Annotated in this window: 11 protein-coding genes; 9 read left to right on the plus strand and 2 right to left on the minus strand. The window is 66.7% G+C overall.

Annotated elements, in window-relative coordinates; translation table 11 throughout:
* Positions 1-118: 118 nt before the first annotated feature.
* The 4 genes from BG61_RS00540 (at position 119) to aroG (ending at position 8,261) form a co-directional block, all read left to right on the plus strand.
* Positions 119-4,324: a YhdP family phospholipid transporter gene (locus tag BG61_RS00540; protein ID WP_035941101.1), complete on the plus strand. Its 4,206-nt coding sequence runs from the start codon at positions 119-121 to the stop codon at positions 4,322-4,324.
* A gap of 73 nt (positions 4,325-4,397) precedes the next feature.
* Positions 4,398-5,231: a carbon-nitrogen hydrolase family protein gene (locus BG61_RS00545; protein ID WP_035941102.1), complete on the plus strand. Its 834-nt coding sequence runs from the start codon at positions 4,398-4,400 to the stop codon at positions 5,229-5,231.
* A 103-nt stretch (positions 5,232-5,334) separates the two neighbouring features.
* Entirely contained in the window at positions 5,335-6,801 is a 1,467-nt protein-coding gene (gene tldD / locus BG61_RS00550) for a metalloprotease TldD (protein WP_035941104.1), read from the plus strand.
* A gap of 386 nt (positions 6,802-7,187) precedes the next feature.
* Positions 7,188-8,261, plus strand: coding sequence for a 3-deoxy-7-phosphoheptulonate synthase AroG (gene aroG, locus BG61_RS00555; RefSeq protein WP_035941106.1), 1,074 nt, complete (start codon positions 7,188-7,190; stop codon positions 8,259-8,261).
* A gap of 101 nt (positions 8,262-8,362) precedes the next feature.
* On the opposite strand, the gene hmpA is transcribed toward aroG, so the two are convergent.
* The gene (hmpA, locus tag BG61_RS00560; protein WP_035941107.1) at positions 8,363-9,565 is read right to left on the minus strand and encodes an NO-inducible flavohemoprotein; all 1,203 of its coding nucleotides are present in this window, start codon (positions 9,563-9,565) and stop codon (positions 8,363-8,365) included.
* A 121-nt stretch (positions 9,566-9,686) separates the two neighbouring features.
* Positions 9,687-10,238, minus strand: a complete 552-nt coding sequence (locus BG61_RS00565) for a cob(I)yrinic acid a,c-diamide adenosyltransferase (protein ID WP_035941110.1) — start codon at positions 10,236-10,238, stop codon at positions 9,687-9,689.
* Between the two features lie 236 nt (positions 10,239-10,474).
* Between BG61_RS00565 and BG61_RS00570 the strand changes: the two genes are divergently transcribed.
* The 5 genes from BG61_RS00570 (at position 10,475) to BG61_RS00590 (ending at position 16,741) form a co-directional block, all read left to right on the plus strand.
* Complete coding sequence (locus BG61_RS00570; protein WP_035941112.1) at positions 10,475-11,890, plus strand: FAD-binding oxidoreductase; 1,416 nt, start codon at positions 10,475-10,477, stop codon at positions 11,888-11,890.
* Between the two features lie 159 nt (positions 11,891-12,049).
* A complete protein-coding gene (locus BG61_RS00575; protein WP_035941114.1) occupies positions 12,050-13,540 on the plus strand; it encodes an FAD-linked oxidase C-terminal domain-containing protein in 1,491 nt (496 codons plus the stop codon).
* A gap of 92 nt (positions 13,541-13,632) precedes the next feature.
* The gene (gene glcE / locus BG61_RS00580; RefSeq protein ID WP_035941115.1) at positions 13,633-14,721 is read left to right on the plus strand and encodes a glycolate oxidase subunit GlcE; all 1,089 of its coding nucleotides are present in this window, start codon (positions 13,633-13,635) and stop codon (positions 14,719-14,721) included.
* Between the two features lie 20 nt (positions 14,722-14,741).
* A complete protein-coding gene (glcF, locus tag BG61_RS00585; RefSeq protein ID WP_035941118.1) occupies positions 14,742-15,968 on the plus strand; it encodes a glycolate oxidase subunit GlcF in 1,227 nt (408 codons plus the stop codon).
* Between the two features lie 68 nt (positions 15,969-16,036).
* Complete coding sequence (locus BG61_RS00590) at positions 16,037-16,741, plus strand: YggS family pyridoxal phosphate-dependent enzyme (protein ID WP_035941120.1); 705 nt, start codon at positions 16,037-16,039, stop codon at positions 16,739-16,741.
* Positions 16,742-16,768: the final 27 nt, after the last annotated feature.

Here is a 16,768-nt window from a genome sequence, read left to right on the forward strand (position 1 = left end):
GTGTGGGCTTGGCTTTCCGGCTAAACCCGAAGGACCGTTTGCGGTCTTGTGCGCAGCGCCCTGTGTTACATTTGAACGTCAAACACGCAAAACTACCATATCGCCGAACCGCAGCAGCATGTCCGACACCAAGGAATCCGTCACCCCATCCGAAGTTGGACAAGCCAAGCCCCGCGGTAACGCCGAGCGCTTGCTTTCACGCGCCTTCAAGATCGTCCTCGCCCTCGCCGTCGTGCTGTATTTCGTGGTGGCGGGCACCTATCTCGGACTGCGCTACATCGTTCTGCCACAGATCGACGCCTTCCGGCCGCGCATCGAGCAGATCATTTCGTCGAAAATCCACGCGCAGTTGCGCATCGGACGGCTCACCGCGCGCTGGTCGGGACTGCAGCCGTCGCTCGACATCGACAACCTGCGCATCGACGCCGCCGACGGCTCCCCCGGCCTCGCCGTGCCGCACGCGAGCGCGACGCTCTCGTGGCAGTCGATGTTCAGGCTCGCGCCGACGCTGTCGAGTCTCGTCGTCGACGGGCCCGACGTCATCATCGCGCGGGCGGCGAACGGGTCGCTGAGCGTCGCGGGCGTGCCGCTGCCGACGCGGCGCACCGGCGACAACACCTTCATGACATGGCTGCTCAAGCAGCAGCTGATCGTGCTGCGCGACGGCACGCTGCGCTGGCACGACGCGGAGCGCGGCGTGCCCGAAATCGCGCTGAAGCGCATCCGGCTCGCGGTCGTCAACGACGGCATCCGCCACCGCCTCGCACTGCAGGCGCCCGCCGACGGCGAAGTGCTGCACGGCCCGCTCGATTTTCGCGCCGACTTCCGGCATCAGCCGTTCGCGGCGGTCGGGGCGCCCGCGCACTGGACCGGGCGCGCCTACGTGTCGACCGGTCCGGTGGACCTGCCGACGCTCGCGCACTACGTGGAGATCCCGTTCGAGATGTACAGCGGCCGCTTCGGCAACCGCATCTGGCTCAATTTCGCGGGCGGCAAGATGCAGAGTGCGAGCGGCGACCTGACCGGCGTCAACGTCGCGCTGCGCGTGCGTCCGACCCAGCCGCGCCTCGACCTGCCGAGCGCGCACTTCGGCTGGAGCCTCGAGCGCCGCGAGGGCGAATACACGCTGCACATGTCGGACCTGCACGCGGAACTCGGCCAGGCGCCGCTCGACGACGGCACGCCCGTTTCCCGCGTGCTCGATTTCAGGACGCTCACGGGCAGCTACCGCGAAGCGTCGGTCGGCCGCGGGCAACTGTTCAGCGTGGAGGGCGATCTGGTCGATGTCGGCATCCTCGCCGAATTCGCCCGTGCGCTGCCGCTGCCGCGCAAGGCGCTGATCGATCTCGTCAGGTTCAATCCGCGCGGGCTCGTGTCCAACTACACGTTCAGCTCCGAGCGTGCCCCGCCTAAGACCGAGCAGGAAGTCATGCAGGAGCACAGCAAAGGCTCGGCGAAGCCGCTTCTGCGCTACACGGTCAAGGCCGATCTGCAGGGCATCAGCGTGCAGGCGCAGGAGCCGCCGCCGGGACTCACCGCGAACAACCACCCGCGCGTGGGCATTCCGGGCGTCGAAAACCTGTGGGGCAGGATCAACGCCGACCAGTCGCAGGGCACCCTCACCATCGACACGAAGCAGGCCGCGATCACGGTTCCGGGCGCCTTCGACAACCCGCGCCTCACCTTCGATTCCCTCGAAGGCCGGGCAAGCTGGACGATTGCCGACGCCCCCGCGCCCGGCGAACCGCGCAAGGCGTTCACGGTGCATCTGGAAACGCTGCGCGTGAAAAACGACGACGCGAAGGGCGAAGTCACCGCGTACTACTGGAACCAGGGCCACGGGCGCGGCACGCTCGACCTGAAGGCGAAAGTCGCCGAGCTGAAGGTGACGAGCCTCGTGCGCTACCTGCCGACGAGCCTGAGCGAGCGCGTGCGGATCTATCTCGGCCATGCGCTGCAGGCGGGCATATCGCGCAACGGCACGATCGAAGTGCACGGCGACCTGACCCGGTTCCCCTACGCGAAGGTGCCCGAGGCAGGCGTGTTCCGCATCGAGGCGCCGTTCACGGGCGGCAAGTTCGACCCGACGCCCTTTCCGCCGCGCAAGATGGCGAACGGCACGCCAAACATCTGGCCGGGCTTCGAGGGCATCAACGGCAAGTTCCAGCTCGCGCAGAACAAGCTGCGTTTCGACATCGACCGCGCGCACTACCGCAGCGTCGCGCTCGATCACGTGACCGGGCGCATCGATGACACAGGCAACCGCGAGTCGAAGCTCCTGATCGACGGCCGCGCCCACGGCCCGCTCTCCGACATGCTGCGCTACGTCGACGACAGCTCGCTCGGCATCCTCTCGAAGCACGCCGCCCGCAAGGTGCGCGCGAGCGGCGACGCCACGCTCGCGCTCAAGCTCGGCATTCCGCGCGTGCGGCTGCCGAAGCCGCACGTCGACTACGACGGCTCCCTCACGTTCAACGGCAACGAGCTCGCCTACGCCGACCTGCCCCCGCTCTCGAACCTGCGCGGGCGGGCGAGCTTCGCGGAAAAGACCGTCAAGCTGGACAACCTCAGCGGCCGCTTTCTGGGCGGCGAAGTGCGCGGCAATGGCGGCGTGAACCCGGACGGCAGCTACGCGGTGAACGTCAACGGCCGCATCGGCGCGGACGCAGCGCAAGGCATGAACATCCGCATCAATCCGCAGGTGGCGCAGATCCTCAAGCGCGTGAGCGGCACCGCGCCCTATGAACTGCACGTGAGCGGCGCGAAGAACGCGCTGCCGCGCATCGAGGCGAAATCGGATCTCACCGGCCTCGGCCTCGACTTCCCCGCCCCGTTCGCGAAGGCGCAGGGCACGCCGATGCCGTTCGCCTTCAGCTTCGAGCCCGTGGTGGGCGACACCGCCGGGCGTCACGACGCCCGTCTCACGCTCGGCCCCGTGGCGGCGCATTACCTGCTGCAGCAGGCGGGCAAGACGCAGCTGAACGTCGTGCGCGGCGCGATCGGCGTGAACAAGCCGGCCGATCTTCCTTCGCAGGGCGTGGAGGCGGCCGTCGATTTGAACGAACTCGACGCCGACGCATGGCGCAAGCTGATCGCCGGGCTGAACCCCGCGCAGTCGCCGCAGGCGCAGAAAGCGGCCCAGCCGCCGGCCATGAACGAAAACCTGAAGCAGTTCCTGCCCACGCGCCTGGCCCTTCACTTCACCACGCTCAAGCTGCTCAACCGACACTGGGAGAACGTCGTGATCGGCGCGAGCGAGACCGACCGCATGTGGCAAGCGAACATCGCGTCGAACCAGGTATCGGGTTACGTCGCGTGGACGCCGGGCGCGACGAAGGGCAGCCCCGGCGCGCTCGTCGCGCGATTCGCGAAGGTGGTGATTCCGGAGAAGGCGGAAAACGACCTCGTCGGACAGGTGATCCGCAAGCCGCCGCGCAACATGCCGTCGATCGATCTGATCGTGAACGAAGTGGTCTTTCGCGGGCGCCCGGTCGGTCAGCTGGAAGTCAACGCGCACAACGAGGTGGAGAGCGGCGTGCCGGTCTGGCGGCTCGACCGGCTGCGATTCGCAAACCCGGAAGCCACGCTTACGGCGACGGCGAACTGGCGCCCACTCGCCGGCGCGCACGCCCCGTCCGACGACGACGATCCGCCGCGCCACACCGCGCTGGAGTTCAAGCTTGACCTCGACGACACGGGGCGACTGCTCGACCGCTTCGGCCTGCCGCGCACGATGAACGCCGGCCGCGGGATCGTGTCGGGCAAGGCGGACTGGGACGGCAGCCCCGCCGCCCTCGACCTGCCGACGCTCAACGGCAGCCTCGACGTCGAGCTGCGTCACGGGCAGATCCTGAAAGTCGAGCCGGGCGCGGCCAAACTGCTCGGCGTGCTGAGCCTGCAGAGCCTCGCGCACCTGCTCACGCTGAATTTCCAGGATGTCGTCGGCAAGGGGCTGCCGTTCGACAGAATCTCCGGCACGGCGACTATCCAGAACGGCATCGGCCGCACCAACGATTTCACGATGGTCACGTCGCCCGCGCGCGTCGAACTGAAAGGCATGGTGAATCTGCCCAAGGAGACGCAGAACCTGAACGCGAGCGTCATCCCGACGATCAGCGCCGGCACCGTCGCACTGGGCGCCGCCGTCATCAATCCGCTGCTCGGCCTGGGCACGCTCCTCGCCGATATCCTGCTGTCGAAGTCGATCGGGCTCGCCTTCTCCCGCGACTACTCCATCACCGGTTCCTGGTCGAAACCCGTCATCCAGCGGGTCCACGGGGATCAGGGTAAGATCGAAGCTCCTGCTGCCGCCGTCGCTCCGTGACGTGACGTGGCTTCACGGCGCGGGTTTCAGCCCTTTTTCGACGCACCCTTTTCGACGCACCCGAACGCGAGACATGAGCGAAACATCAAGCGAAAGCCAGACCGTGCCGTTCAGGGCGGCCGCGCTGCAGATGGTCAGCGCGCCCGATCTCGAACGCAATCTGGCCGAGGCGGGCCGGCTGATCGCGGAAGCGGCGCGCGGCGGTGCACAACTCGTGCTCCTGCCCGAATATTTCTGCTTCATGGGCTTCAAGGACACGGACAAGCTTGCCATCCGGGAAACGCCCGGCGACGGCCCGATCCAGCGGTTTCTGTCGGAGGCGGCGCGCGAGCATCGCGTCTGGGTGATCGGCGGAACGCTGCCGCTCCAGTCACCGGAGCCCTCGCGCGTGCTCAACACCACGCTCGTGTTCGATCCGGACGGCAGACAGGCCGCCCGCTACGACAAGATTCATCTCTTCAACTTCGAAAAAGGCGAGGAATCGTTCGACGAAGCCCGCACGATCTGCCCCGGCTCCGAAGTGCGCACGTTCGAGGCGCCGTTCGGCCGCGTCGGGCTGTCGGTCTGCTACGACCTGCGCTTTCCCGAGCTGTACCGCCAGATGGGCGACTGCGCGCTGATCGTCGTGCCTTCGGCGTTTACTTACACGACCGGCCGCGCCCACTGGGAGACGCTTCTCAAGGCGCGCGCCGTCGAGAACCAGTGCTACGTGCTCGCCGCCGCGCAAGGCGGCAGGCATGAGAACGGCCGCCGCACATGGGGCCACAGCATGCTGATCGATCCGTGGGGCGAAATCGTCGACGTGCGCGAGGAAGGCGCGGGCGTCGTGGCCGGCGCGATCGATCCGGCGCGCATCGCGTCGGTCAGGCAGAGCCTGCCGGCGTACCGGCACCGCGTGCTAGGCTGAACATCATCCGGGCTTGAAAGCGCGCTTTTTTCCCCGCAGATAGCTCCCCAGACACCGACGTTAGAATAGTCATACACGTCACCGATTGAGCCACAGGCACCGCATGAACATCATCGAACCCGGCATCCGCAACCTCGTCACCGCAAAGGACGTTCTGCTCACGCCCTATGGGCTCGACGAGGCGCTCATCACGCGCACACTCGCAGAAATCTTCACGCACAAGGTCGACTACGCGGACCTCTACTTCCAGGCCACCCGCAGCGAGGCGTGGAGCCTCGAGGAAGGCATCGTCAAATCGGGCAGCTTCAGCATCGACCAGGGCGTCGGCGTGCGCGCAGTGTCCGGCGACCGCACGGCTTTCGCCTACTCCGACGACCTTTCCCCCGACGCGATCCGCCAGGCCGCGATCGCCACCCGCGCGATCGCAAAGGCGGGCGGCGGCAAGCACAAGATCAAGTCGGCGAGCTCGCTCACGGGCGTCTCCGGCCGCGACCTGTACCTGCCCGCCGACCCGCTCCACTCGCTCGACGCCACCGCCAAGGTGAAGCTCCTCGAGCGCGTCGAGCAGATGGCGCGCGGCCGCGACCCGCGCATCACGCAGGTGATGGCGGGCCTCGCCGGCGAATACGACGTCGTGCTCGTCGCGCGCAGCGACGGCGCACTCGCCGCGGACATCCGGCCGCTCGTGCGCGTCTCGGTCACGGTGATCGCCGAGCAGAACGGACGCCGCGAAATCGGCACGGGCGGCGGCGGCGGACGGTTCGACTACGGCTATTTCACCGACGCGGTCCTCTCGAAATATGTCGACGACGCCGTGCACGCCGCGCTCGTGAACCTCGAAGCGCGCCCCGCTCCGGCGGGCGCGATGACCGTCGTGCTCGGGCCGGGCTGGCCGGGCGTGCTGCTGCACGAGGCGATCGGCCATGGGCTCGAAGGCGACTTCAACCGCAAGGGATCGTCGGCGTTCGCGGGGCGCATCGGCGAGCGGGTGGCGGCGAAAGGCGTGACGGTCGTCGACGACGGCACGCTGCCGAATCGCCGCGGCTCGCTCAATATCGACGACGAAGGCAACCCGACGCAGTGCACGACGCTGATCGAGGACGGCATTCTCAAGGGCTACATCCAGGATTCGCTCAACGCGCGCCTGATGAAGATGCCGGTGACGGGCAACGCGCGCCGCGAGTCCTACGCCGCGCTGCCGATGCCGCGCATGACCAACACCTACATGCTCAACGGCGACAAGGACCCGGGGGAAATCCTCGCGTCGGTGAAGAACGGCCTGTATGCGGTCAATTTCGGCGGCGGCCAGGTGGACATCACCAACGGCAAGTTCGTGTTCTCGGCGTCCGAGGCGTACATGATCGAAAACGGCAAGATCAGCTACCCGGTCAAGGGTGCGACGCTGATCGGCAGCGGTCCGGAATCGCTCAAGTTCGTGACGATGATCGGCAACGACATGGCACTCGACTCGGGCGTCGGCGTATGCGGCAAGGAAGGCCAGAGCGTGCCGGTGGGCGTCGGCCAGCCGACGCTGCGCATCGAGAAGATGACGGTCGGCGGCACGGTTTAAAGAAGAAATTCCCCGCGGCGTACCAAAACGCCGTGCGGGATTGCCGCACGAGTCACTCAGGTTTCCTGCGGTCTTATCGTGATTCATGCGGGATATCCGCGTTTTTACCGCCTTCGGCTTGTCAATCGCGCCTCGTTGAGGTTATAAAGGCACTCACCTCTTTTCGACGATAGTTCCGAACCCCGTCATGTCCGCCAAGTTTTACTTTTATTTCTTTTGGTATCTCAAGCCGCTGGCGGATCGAGAGGGGTGAGTCGTAAGTAAGCAGAACCCGGAATTCCCGAAAAACCGCCAGCCGAGTCTGGCGGTTTTTTTATGCCCTTTTTTACCGACACCCACTGATCCGACAAGAACACGCGACCCGAAACGCGTTCTGGAGAAACGAAATGCCCCCGCACAACACCGACGACGTCCGTATCCGAGAATTGAAAGAACTCACCCCGCCCGCGCACCTGATCCGCGAATTCGCCTGCGCCGAGCCCGTATCGGAGCTGATCTACAACGCCCGCCGCTCGATGCACCGCATCCTGCACGGCATGGACGACCGCCTGATCGTCATCATCGGGCCCTGCTCGATCCACGATCCCAAGGCAGCGCTCGAATACGCGGGGCGTCTCATCGGAGAGCGCGAGCGCTTCGCCGGCGAACTCGAAGTGGTGATGCGCGTGTATTTCGAGAAGCCGCGCACGACGGTCGGCTGGAAGGGGCTCATCAACGACCCCCACATGGACAACAGCTTCAAGATCAACGAAGGCCTGCGCGCCGCCCGCGAACTGCTGCTGCGCATCAACGAACTGGGGCTGCCCGCCGGCACCGAATACCTCGACATGATCAGCCCGCAGTACATCGCCGACCTGATCTCGTGGGGCGCGATCGGCGCGCGCACGACGGAATCGCAGGTGCACCGCGAACTGGCTTCGGGGCTGTCGTGCCCGGTCGGCTTCAAGAACGGCACGGACGGCAACGTGAAGATCGCCGTCGATGCGATCAAGGCCGCGTCGCAGCCGCACCATTTCCTGTCGGTGACGAAGGGCGGGCATTCGGCGATCGTGTCGACGGCCGGCAACGAGGACTGCCACATCATCCTGCGCGGCGGCAAGACGCCGAACTACGACGCGGAGAGCGTGAACGCCGCCTGCAGCGACATCGGCAAGGCGGGACTGGCCGCGCGCCTAATGATCGACGCGAGCCACGCGAACAGCTCGAAGAAGCACGAGAACCAGATCCCGGTCTGCGAAGACATCGGGCGGCAGATCGCGGGCGGCGACGAGCGCATCGTCGGCGTGATGGTGGAGTCGCATCTCGTCGCCGGCCGGCAGGACCTGAAGGAAGGCTGCGAGCTTACCTATGGGCAGAGCGTCACGGATGCGTGCATCGGCTGGGACGAAAGCGTGAAGGTGCTGGAAGGCCTCGCTGAAAGCGTGAAGCAGCGGCGCGTGGTGCGCGGCGGGGGAAACTGAGCGCGCGATCCCGCGCAGCGGGAACGTGAAGACAAGCGTGCAACGTAAAAACGGCTGCGAAGTTCGCAGCCGTTTTTACATTTGCCGTGTACGTCAGAAAGTCATTCGAGCCCGCCCGAGCCGAACACTTCGGTGTGAATGCGCGCGGCATCGACGCCCGACGCGATCAGCGCCTGCTGTTGCGCGCGCATGAATTCAACCGGGCCGCAGACGTAGTAATCGGCGTCGGGCAGAAGCACCTTGCCGGCCACTTTCGACAGATCCATGCGGCCGACCAAGTCGAAATCGACGCCCTGCCGGTCCTCGCCCCCCGCCGCTTCGTAGAACACCGTGCGCGACACGTTCGGGCGCGCCGCGACGATCTCGTTCACCCACTGCCTGAACGCATGCACGCGTCCGTGGCGGCACGCGTGCACGAACGCGACCGGCCGCGCGCTGCCTTCGCCCGCAAGCGACGCGAGCATCGACACCATCGGCGTGATGCCCACGCCGCCGCTGATGAGCACGACGGGCGTCGTCTTCGCGCGGTCGAGCGTGAACTCCCCCATCGGCGCGCTCACCTCGACGATCGAGCCCGCCTCGACGCCGTCGTGCAGACCGTTCGAGATGTGGCCGGCCGGCACGTTGGCCGGTCGCTCGCGCTTCACCGAAATGCGCAGCCACTGGCCGTTCGGCGCGTCGGAAAGCGTGTACTGGCGCGGCTGATCGACACCGATCGCCTTCACGAAGCGCTTCACGCTGACATACTGGCCCGGCGTGAAATCGCACACCTTGCCGCCATCCGAGGGCTTCAGATAGAACGACGTGATCTCGTCGCTCTCCATTTCCTTGCGCATCACGACGAACGGCCGGAAGCCGCTCCACGCCGCGCCGTCATACAGGTTCTGCTCCGCGCCGATCAGAATGCCGGCGAGTTGACCGTAGGCGGCGGCCCAGGCGTCGAGCGTCGCCGGGTCGACGGCGTCACCGAGCACTTCCGAAATCGATGCGAGCAGGTTCTCGCCCACGATCGGGTAGTGCTCCGCGCGGATGTTGAGGCTCGCGTGCTTGTTCGCGATATGCGTGACGGCGCCGCCGAGCACGCCCAGGTTGTCGATGTTCGCCGCGTACGCGTAGACCGCGCGCGCAAGCGCCTCGGGCTGGCCGCCGCTTTGCTGGTGCGCCTGGTTGAACAGGTTCTTCAGTTCGGGATGGTGCGCGAACATCCGCTTATAGAAGTGCTTCGTGATGTTCGCGCCGTGCTCGGCGAGAACGGGAGCTGTGGCTTTCACGCGGGCGATCTGGTCGGCGGTCAGGGCGGTCATTCAGGGTTCTCCTTAAAAGATGCATTCATACTACATGTTTTAAGGGCGCCCTTATTGCGCGTTTTTGTCGCATCCGGTACGCGCGTGCTTCTGTGCCCGTCTTGCTGCCTGTTCCGGCGCCCTACTTGCGCCGCTCGTGATTCCACAGGACATCGCTGCCGCCATCGGCCCGGTTCAGCACCCGCGCGAAGACGAACAGCAGGTCCGACAACCGGTTCACGTACTGGCGCGGCGCGCTGTTGACCCGGTCGACGCGCCCGAGCGCCACGATCGAGCGCTCCGCGCGCCGGCAGACCGTGCGCCCCACGTGCGCGAGCGACGCCGCCCGCGATCCGCCCGGCAGGATGAACTCCGCGAGTGGCGGCAGCGTGGCGTTGTACGCGGCGAGCCACGCATCGAGTTGCGCCAGATACTGGTCCTCGATCATCGAATGCCCGGGAATGCACAACTCTCCGCCGAGATCGAACAGGTCATGCTGGATCTCGACGAGCGCGGCGCGCACGTCGTCCGGCAGCGGCTCGCACAGCAGCACGCCGAGGTGCGAATTCAGTTCGTCGACGTCGCCGATCGCCGTGATGCGCGCGTCGTCCTTCTGCACGCGGCTGCCGTCGCCGAGACCGGTCGTGCCGTCGTCGCCGGTGCGGGTTGCGATCTTGCTCAAGCGGTTGCCCATCGCGTCTCCTCGGTTGCGCGCGGAGCGTGCTCACTCCGGCGGTTCATTATAGGTGCCGCGCGCGCCCCGCCCGGCAAGGGTCGATGGGGCGTAAAATGCAGTCGAAATGTCCGGAATGTCCGAAGTGCCCACATTAAGCGCTCGATTGAGGCGCCAGAGCCAGCCATCCCAGAAATCCCAAAAATCCAAAGATCGGGCAGGACACGCGTCCTGCATCCGAAGCCCGGAGACACAACGTGAATCATCCCGCTTTGCCTGAGGCCATCCGCCGCCCGTTTCCCGCCGCCTTGCTCGACGCGCTCAGGTCCGCGTTCGGCGAGCGCGTGTCGACGTCCGACGCCGTGCGCGAGCACCACGGCCGCGACGAGTCCGCCTTCGACCCGCAACTGCCCGACGCCGTCGTCTTCGCACAGAGCACGGAGGACGTGCAGACCGTCGTGAAGCTCTGCGCGCAGCATGACGTGCCGATCATCCCCTACGGCAACGGGTCGTCGCTCGAAGGCCATCTGCTCGCGGTGCAGGGCGGCGTGTCGATCGATCTTTCCGGCATGAACCGGGTGCTCGCGATCAACGCCGAAGACCTGACCGTCACCGTCGAGCCGGGCATCTCGCGCAAGCAGCTGAACGAAGCGCTGCGTGACACCGGCCTTTTCTTCCCCATCGACCCGGGCGCGGACGCGAGCATCGGCGGCATGTCGGCGACGCGCGCCTCGGGCACCAACGCCGTGCGCTATGGCACGATGCGCGAGAACGTGCTCGCGCTCGCCGTCGTGCTCGCCGACGGCCGCGTGATCCGGACCGGCACGCGGGCGCGCAAGTCGTCGGCGGGGTATGACCTCACGCGCCTGTTCGTCGGCTCCGAGGGCACGCTCGGGGTGATCACCGAAATCACGGTGCGGCTCTATCCGCAGCCGGAAGCGGTGTCGGCGGCGGTATGCGCGTTTCCTTCGATGGGCGACGCCGTGCGCGCCGTCATCGAAACCATCCAGATGGGCGTGCCGGTGGCGCGCGTCGAATTCCTCGACTCGCTCGCCGTGCGCGCGATCAACCGCCACTCGAACCTCACGTTCCGCGAATCGCCGATGCTGTTCTTCGAATTCCACGGCTCGGAAGCGGGCGTCGCGGAACAGGCGGGGATCGTGCAGGAGATCGTCGCGCAGAATTCGGGCGCCGACTTCGAATGGGCGACGCGCCCGGAAGACCGCAGCCGTCTCTGGAACGCGCGCCACGCCGCGTATTTCGCGATGCTGCAACTGAAGCCCGGCTGCCGCGCCGTGACGACCGATGTCTGCGTGCCGATTTCGCGGCTCGCGGAATGCGTAGTCGAAACGGAGCAGGACCTGAAGGCGTCGACGCTGCCGTGCCCGATCGTCGGCCACGTGGGCGACGGCAATTTCCACGTCGCGATGCTGCTCGATCCGTCGAAACCCGAGGAGTTCGAGGAAGCCGAGCGCATCAATCACCGGATCGTGCAGCGCGCGCTGCGCATGAACGGCACCTGCACGGGCGAGCACGGCGTCGGGATGCACAAGATCGGCTTCATGGTGGAGGAGCACGGCGAGGACGCGATCGGCGTCATGCGGTCCATCAAGCAGGCGCTCGACCCGAAAAATCTGATGAATCCAGGCAAGATTTTCGCCGCGGCCGCATAAGCAGATGCGAGGCAAACGCGAGGCAGACGCGAGCCACACGTGAAACCCGCGCGATCCGGCACCGTACTCAGCCGGATCGACGCGGCGCAAACAAGCGCGCAAGATAGCTTCAGAGCCACCCAGAAGCCGATCTCAGAAAACCATGCGCCGGGAGGAGAGATGAACGCTGCGGAGCTTACGCCCGAAGTGCTGGAACAGCGCCAGCGCGAAGTCGTGCAGGCGCTGATGGCCGTGCTGCCCACGCATTGCCTGCTGTTTCGCGAGGAAGACACCGCGGCGTACGAATGCGACGGCCTCGCCGCCTACCGCCGCCTGCCGCTCGCCGTGGCGCTGCCCGAAACCGAGGCGCAGGTCCAGCGCGTCCTGCAGATCTGCGCGCGGCTCGATGTGCCGGTCGTCCCGCGCGGCGCCGGCACGGGACTCTCCGGCGGCGCCATGCCGATCCGCCACGGCATCGTGCTGTCGCTCGCGCGCTTTCGGAAGATCATCGAAGTCGATCCGTACGCCCGCACCGCGACCGTCCAGCCGGGCGTGCGCAATCTCTCCATTTCCGAAGCCGCCGCGCCCTACGGCCTCTATTACGCGCCCGATCCGTCGTCGCAGATCGCCTGCACGATCGGCGGCAACGTCTCCGAGAATTCGGGCGGCGTGCACTGTCTCAAATACGGCCTCACCGTGCACAACGTCATGCGCGTGCGCGCCGTGACGATGGAAGGCGATATCGTGGAATTCGGCTCGCTCGGGCCGGACGCGCCGGGGCTCGACCTGCTCGCGGTGCTGATCGGCAGCGAAGGCATGTTCGCGGTCGTCACCGAAATCACGGTGAAGCTGATCCCGAAGCCGCAGACCGCGCAGGTCATCATGGCGAGCTTCGACGACGTCGTGAAAGGCGGCAATGCGGTCGCCGCGATCATCGCGGCAGGCATCATTCCGGCCGGGCTGGAAATGATGGACAAGCCGGCGACGCGCGCCGTCGAGGAATTCGTGAACGCGGGCTACGACCTCGACGCCGCCGCGATCCTGCTCTGCGAGTCCGACGGCACCTACGACGAAGTGGCCGAGGAAATCGTGCGCATGACGGCCGTGCTGCGCGAGCACGGTGCGACGCGCATCCAGATTTCGCGCTCCGAAGCCGAGCGGCTCAAGTTCTGGTCGGGCCGCAAGAACGCGTTTCCGGCGGCCGGCCGCATTTCTCCGGACTATTACTGCATGGACGGCACCGTGCCGCGCCGCGCGATCGGGCCGCTGCTCGCGCGCATCGAGGAGATGGAGAAGAAGTACCTGCTTCGCTGCATCAACGTGTTCCACGCCGGCGACGGCAACATGCATCCGCTGATTCTCTTCAACGGCAACGATCTCGACGAGTGGCACCGCGCCGAGGCGTTCGGCTCGGACATTCTGGAGACGTGCGTCGAGCTGGGCGGGACGGTGACGGGCGAGCATGGCGTGGGCATCGAAAAGATCAATTCGATGTGCGTGCAGTTCTCGCCCGAGGAGCGCGACGCGTTTCATGCGGTCAAGCGCGCGTTCGATCCGCCGGGGCTGCTCAACCCCGACAAGGGCATCCCGACCCGCGCGCGCTGCGCGGAGTACGGCAAGATGCACATCCGGGGAGGCCTGCTGCCACATCCCGATATTCCGCGCTTCTGAACGCGCGGCCCGCGCCTATCCACGTTTCACCGAGTGTTGCGGCCGGGCACGGCCGCTACAATCGATCGACGAGCCACGAGAAGCAGGACACCATGGAACAGGACGACATCGTCGCCGGCTGGTCGGAACGGATTCGCCGCGCCACCGAGCGCCAGGAGCCGCTGCGCATCCGTGGCGGCGGCACGAAGGACTGGTACGGGCAAACCGTGCAGGGCGAGGTGCTCGCCACCCGCGAGTGGCGCGGCATCGTCGCCTACGATCCGGCCGAACTCGTCATCACCGTGAAGGGGGGCACGCCGCTTGCGCAGGTCGAAGCGGCGCTCAGGGAATGCAACCAGATGCTGCCGTTCGAGCCGCCCCACTTCGGGCGCGACGCGACCATCGGCGGCTGCATCGCGGCGGGCATCGCGGGTCCGCGCCGCGCGTGGACCGGCGCGCCGCGCGACTTCGTGCTCGGCGCGGTCGTCATGAACGGACAGGGCCAGGTGCTGCATTTCGGCGGGCAGGTGGTGAAGAACGTCGCGGGCTACGATGTGTCGCGGCTTCTGGCCGGCTCGCTCGGCACGCTCGGGCTGATCCTGGAACTGTCGATCAAGGTGCTGCCGAGACCCGTCGCCGAAGCGACGCTCAAGTTCGACATGCACGCCACCGACGGCGTACGCAAGCTGAACGAATGGGGCGGCCATCCGTTGCCGATCAGCGGCAGCGCGTGGCGCGACGGCACGCTCGCGCTGCGTCTCGCGGGCGCGGAGGCGGCCGTGAAGGCCGCGCGCACGTCGCTGGGCGGCGAGGTGGTGGACGCCGTCGAGGCCGATCGCTTCTGGATCGCCATGCGCGAGCAGACGGACCCGTTCTTCGCGGTCATCGAGCCGAAGGCGGCGCTCTGGCGCCTCGCGCTGCCCTCGATTGCCGAGCCGCTGCATCTGCCCGGCGCGCAACTGATGGAATGGGGCGGCGCGCAGCGCTGGTGGATCACCGACACCGATCCGCAGACCGTGCGCATCAGCGCGAAGCAGGCCGGCGGCCACGCCACGATCTTCCGCTCGGGCGCCGCGTACGACCGCAATGCGGGCGTCTTCACGCCGCTGCCCGCGCCCGTGATGAAGATTCATCGCGGGCTGAAGGCCGCTTTCGATCCCGCCCGCATCTTCAATCGCGGACGCCTGTATCCCGATTTCTGAGCCGAAGGCGAACCCACGCGATGCAAACCAATCTCGCCGAATTCATCCGCGGCACCCCGGATGGCGACGAAGCCGACGCCATCCTGAGGAAGTGCGTGCATTGCGGCTTCTGCACGGCGACCTGCCCGACGTACCAGTTGCTCGGCGACGAACTCGACGGCCCGCGCGGGCGCATCTATCTGATGAAACAGATGCTGGAGGGCGCGCCCGTCACGCGCAGCACGCAACTGCATCTGGACCGCTGCCTCACCTGCCGCAATTGCGAAAGCACGTGTCCATCGGGCGTGCAATACGGGCGCCTCGTGGAGATCGGGCGAAAGATCGTCGAGGAGAAGGTGGAGCGGCCGCTCGGCCAGCGCCTGCAGCGCCGGCTGCTTGCGAGTTTCCTGCCGAACAGCACGCTTTTCACGCCCGCGATGAAGCTCGGCCAGCAGTTCCGCCCGTTTCTGCCGAGAAAGCTGCGCGCGAAGATTCCATTGCAGGAAAAGCCGCTTGCCGCGCCCACACGCCATCACGAGCACAAGATGCTGATGCTTTCCGGCTGCGTGCAGCCCGCGATGATGCCCAACGTCAACACGGCGACCGCGCGCGTGTTCGATGCGCTCGGCATCGAGATCGTCACGGCGCCCGATGCGGGCTGCTGCGGCGCGATCCGCCTGCATCTCGGCTGCAACGAGGACGCGCTCGAGGACGCGCGCAACAACATCGACGCGTGGTGGCCCTATGTCGAGAACGGCGTCGAGGCGATCGTGATGAATGCGTCGGGCTGCGGCGCGACGGTGAAGGAATACGCGCATCTGCTGCGCCACGACCCGGACTATGCGGAGAAGGCCCGCCGCATCGTCGATCTGACGCGCGACCTGGCGGAAATCCTGCCGCAATACGAGGACGAGCTCGTGACCCTCGCGCGACGCCGCGGCGTGCACACGGTCGCGTTCCACCCGCCGTGCACACTGCAGCACGGCCAGCAGATTCGCGGACAGGTCGAGCAATTGCTGACGGCGCTCGGCATCGAAGTGCGCCTGCCCGCCGACAGCCATCTCTGCTGCGGATCGGCGGGCACGTATTCGGTGCTTCAGCCGAAACTCGCGTACACGCTGCGCAACCAGAAGCTCGACCGTCTCGAAAAACTCGAGGCGCAGCTGATCGTGTCGGCGAACGTCGGGTGCATCGCGCATCTGCAGAGCGGCACGTCGACGCCCGTCACCCACTGGATCCAGCTGCTCGAACATCTCCTTTACGGATGAATTCGCGAACGGCCCGGCCGGCGGCGCCTCCGTATAATTGCCGGGTCGCAATTCGCCGCACGTGTGCCATGTCCTCGTCTCATATCGCCCAGCATCTCGAAGAAGTCCGGCAGCGCATCGCGAAGGCGGCAGCAAGCGCCTCGCGCGACGGCGCCTCCGTCAAGCTCCTCGCCGTCTCGAAGACGTTCCCCGCCGAAGACGTGCGCGCCGCCTTCGAGGCGGGCCAGCGCGCGTTCGGCGAGAACTACGTGCAGGAAGGCGTCGCGAAGATCACGGCGCTCAGCGACCTGCGCAGCGAGCTCGAATGGCATTTCATCGGGCCGCTTCAGTCGAACAAGACGAAAGTCGTCGCTGAGCATTTCGACTGGGTGCAGTCCGTCGATCGCCTGAAGATCGCGCAGCGGCTGTCCGACCAGCGTCCGCCGGGCGCGCCGCCGCTCAACGTCTGCCTGCAGGTGAACGTGAGCGGCGAGGAATCGAAAAGCGGCGTCGAGCCCGCCGAGGCCGCCTCGCTCGCACACCAGATCGCGGCGCTGCCCGGTCTGCGGCTGCGCGGCCTGATGGCGATTCCCGAACCCGCCGCGACGCTCGAGGCACAACGCGCGCCGCACGCGCGCCTCTCTGCGCTGATGGACGCGCTGTGCGCCGACGGGCTGGAACTCGACACGCTGTCGATCGGCATGTCGGCGGATCTGGAAGCGGCCGTGCTCGAAAGCGCGACGATGGTGCGCATCGGCACCGCGATCTTCGGCGCGCGCGACTATTCACACTGACCTTCACCCTCACCTTCACGTACACCG

This window comes from Caballeronia glathei (assembly GCF_000698595.1).
Classification (GTDB): domain Bacteria; phylum Pseudomonadota; class Gammaproteobacteria; order Burkholderiales; family Burkholderiaceae; genus Caballeronia; species Caballeronia glathei.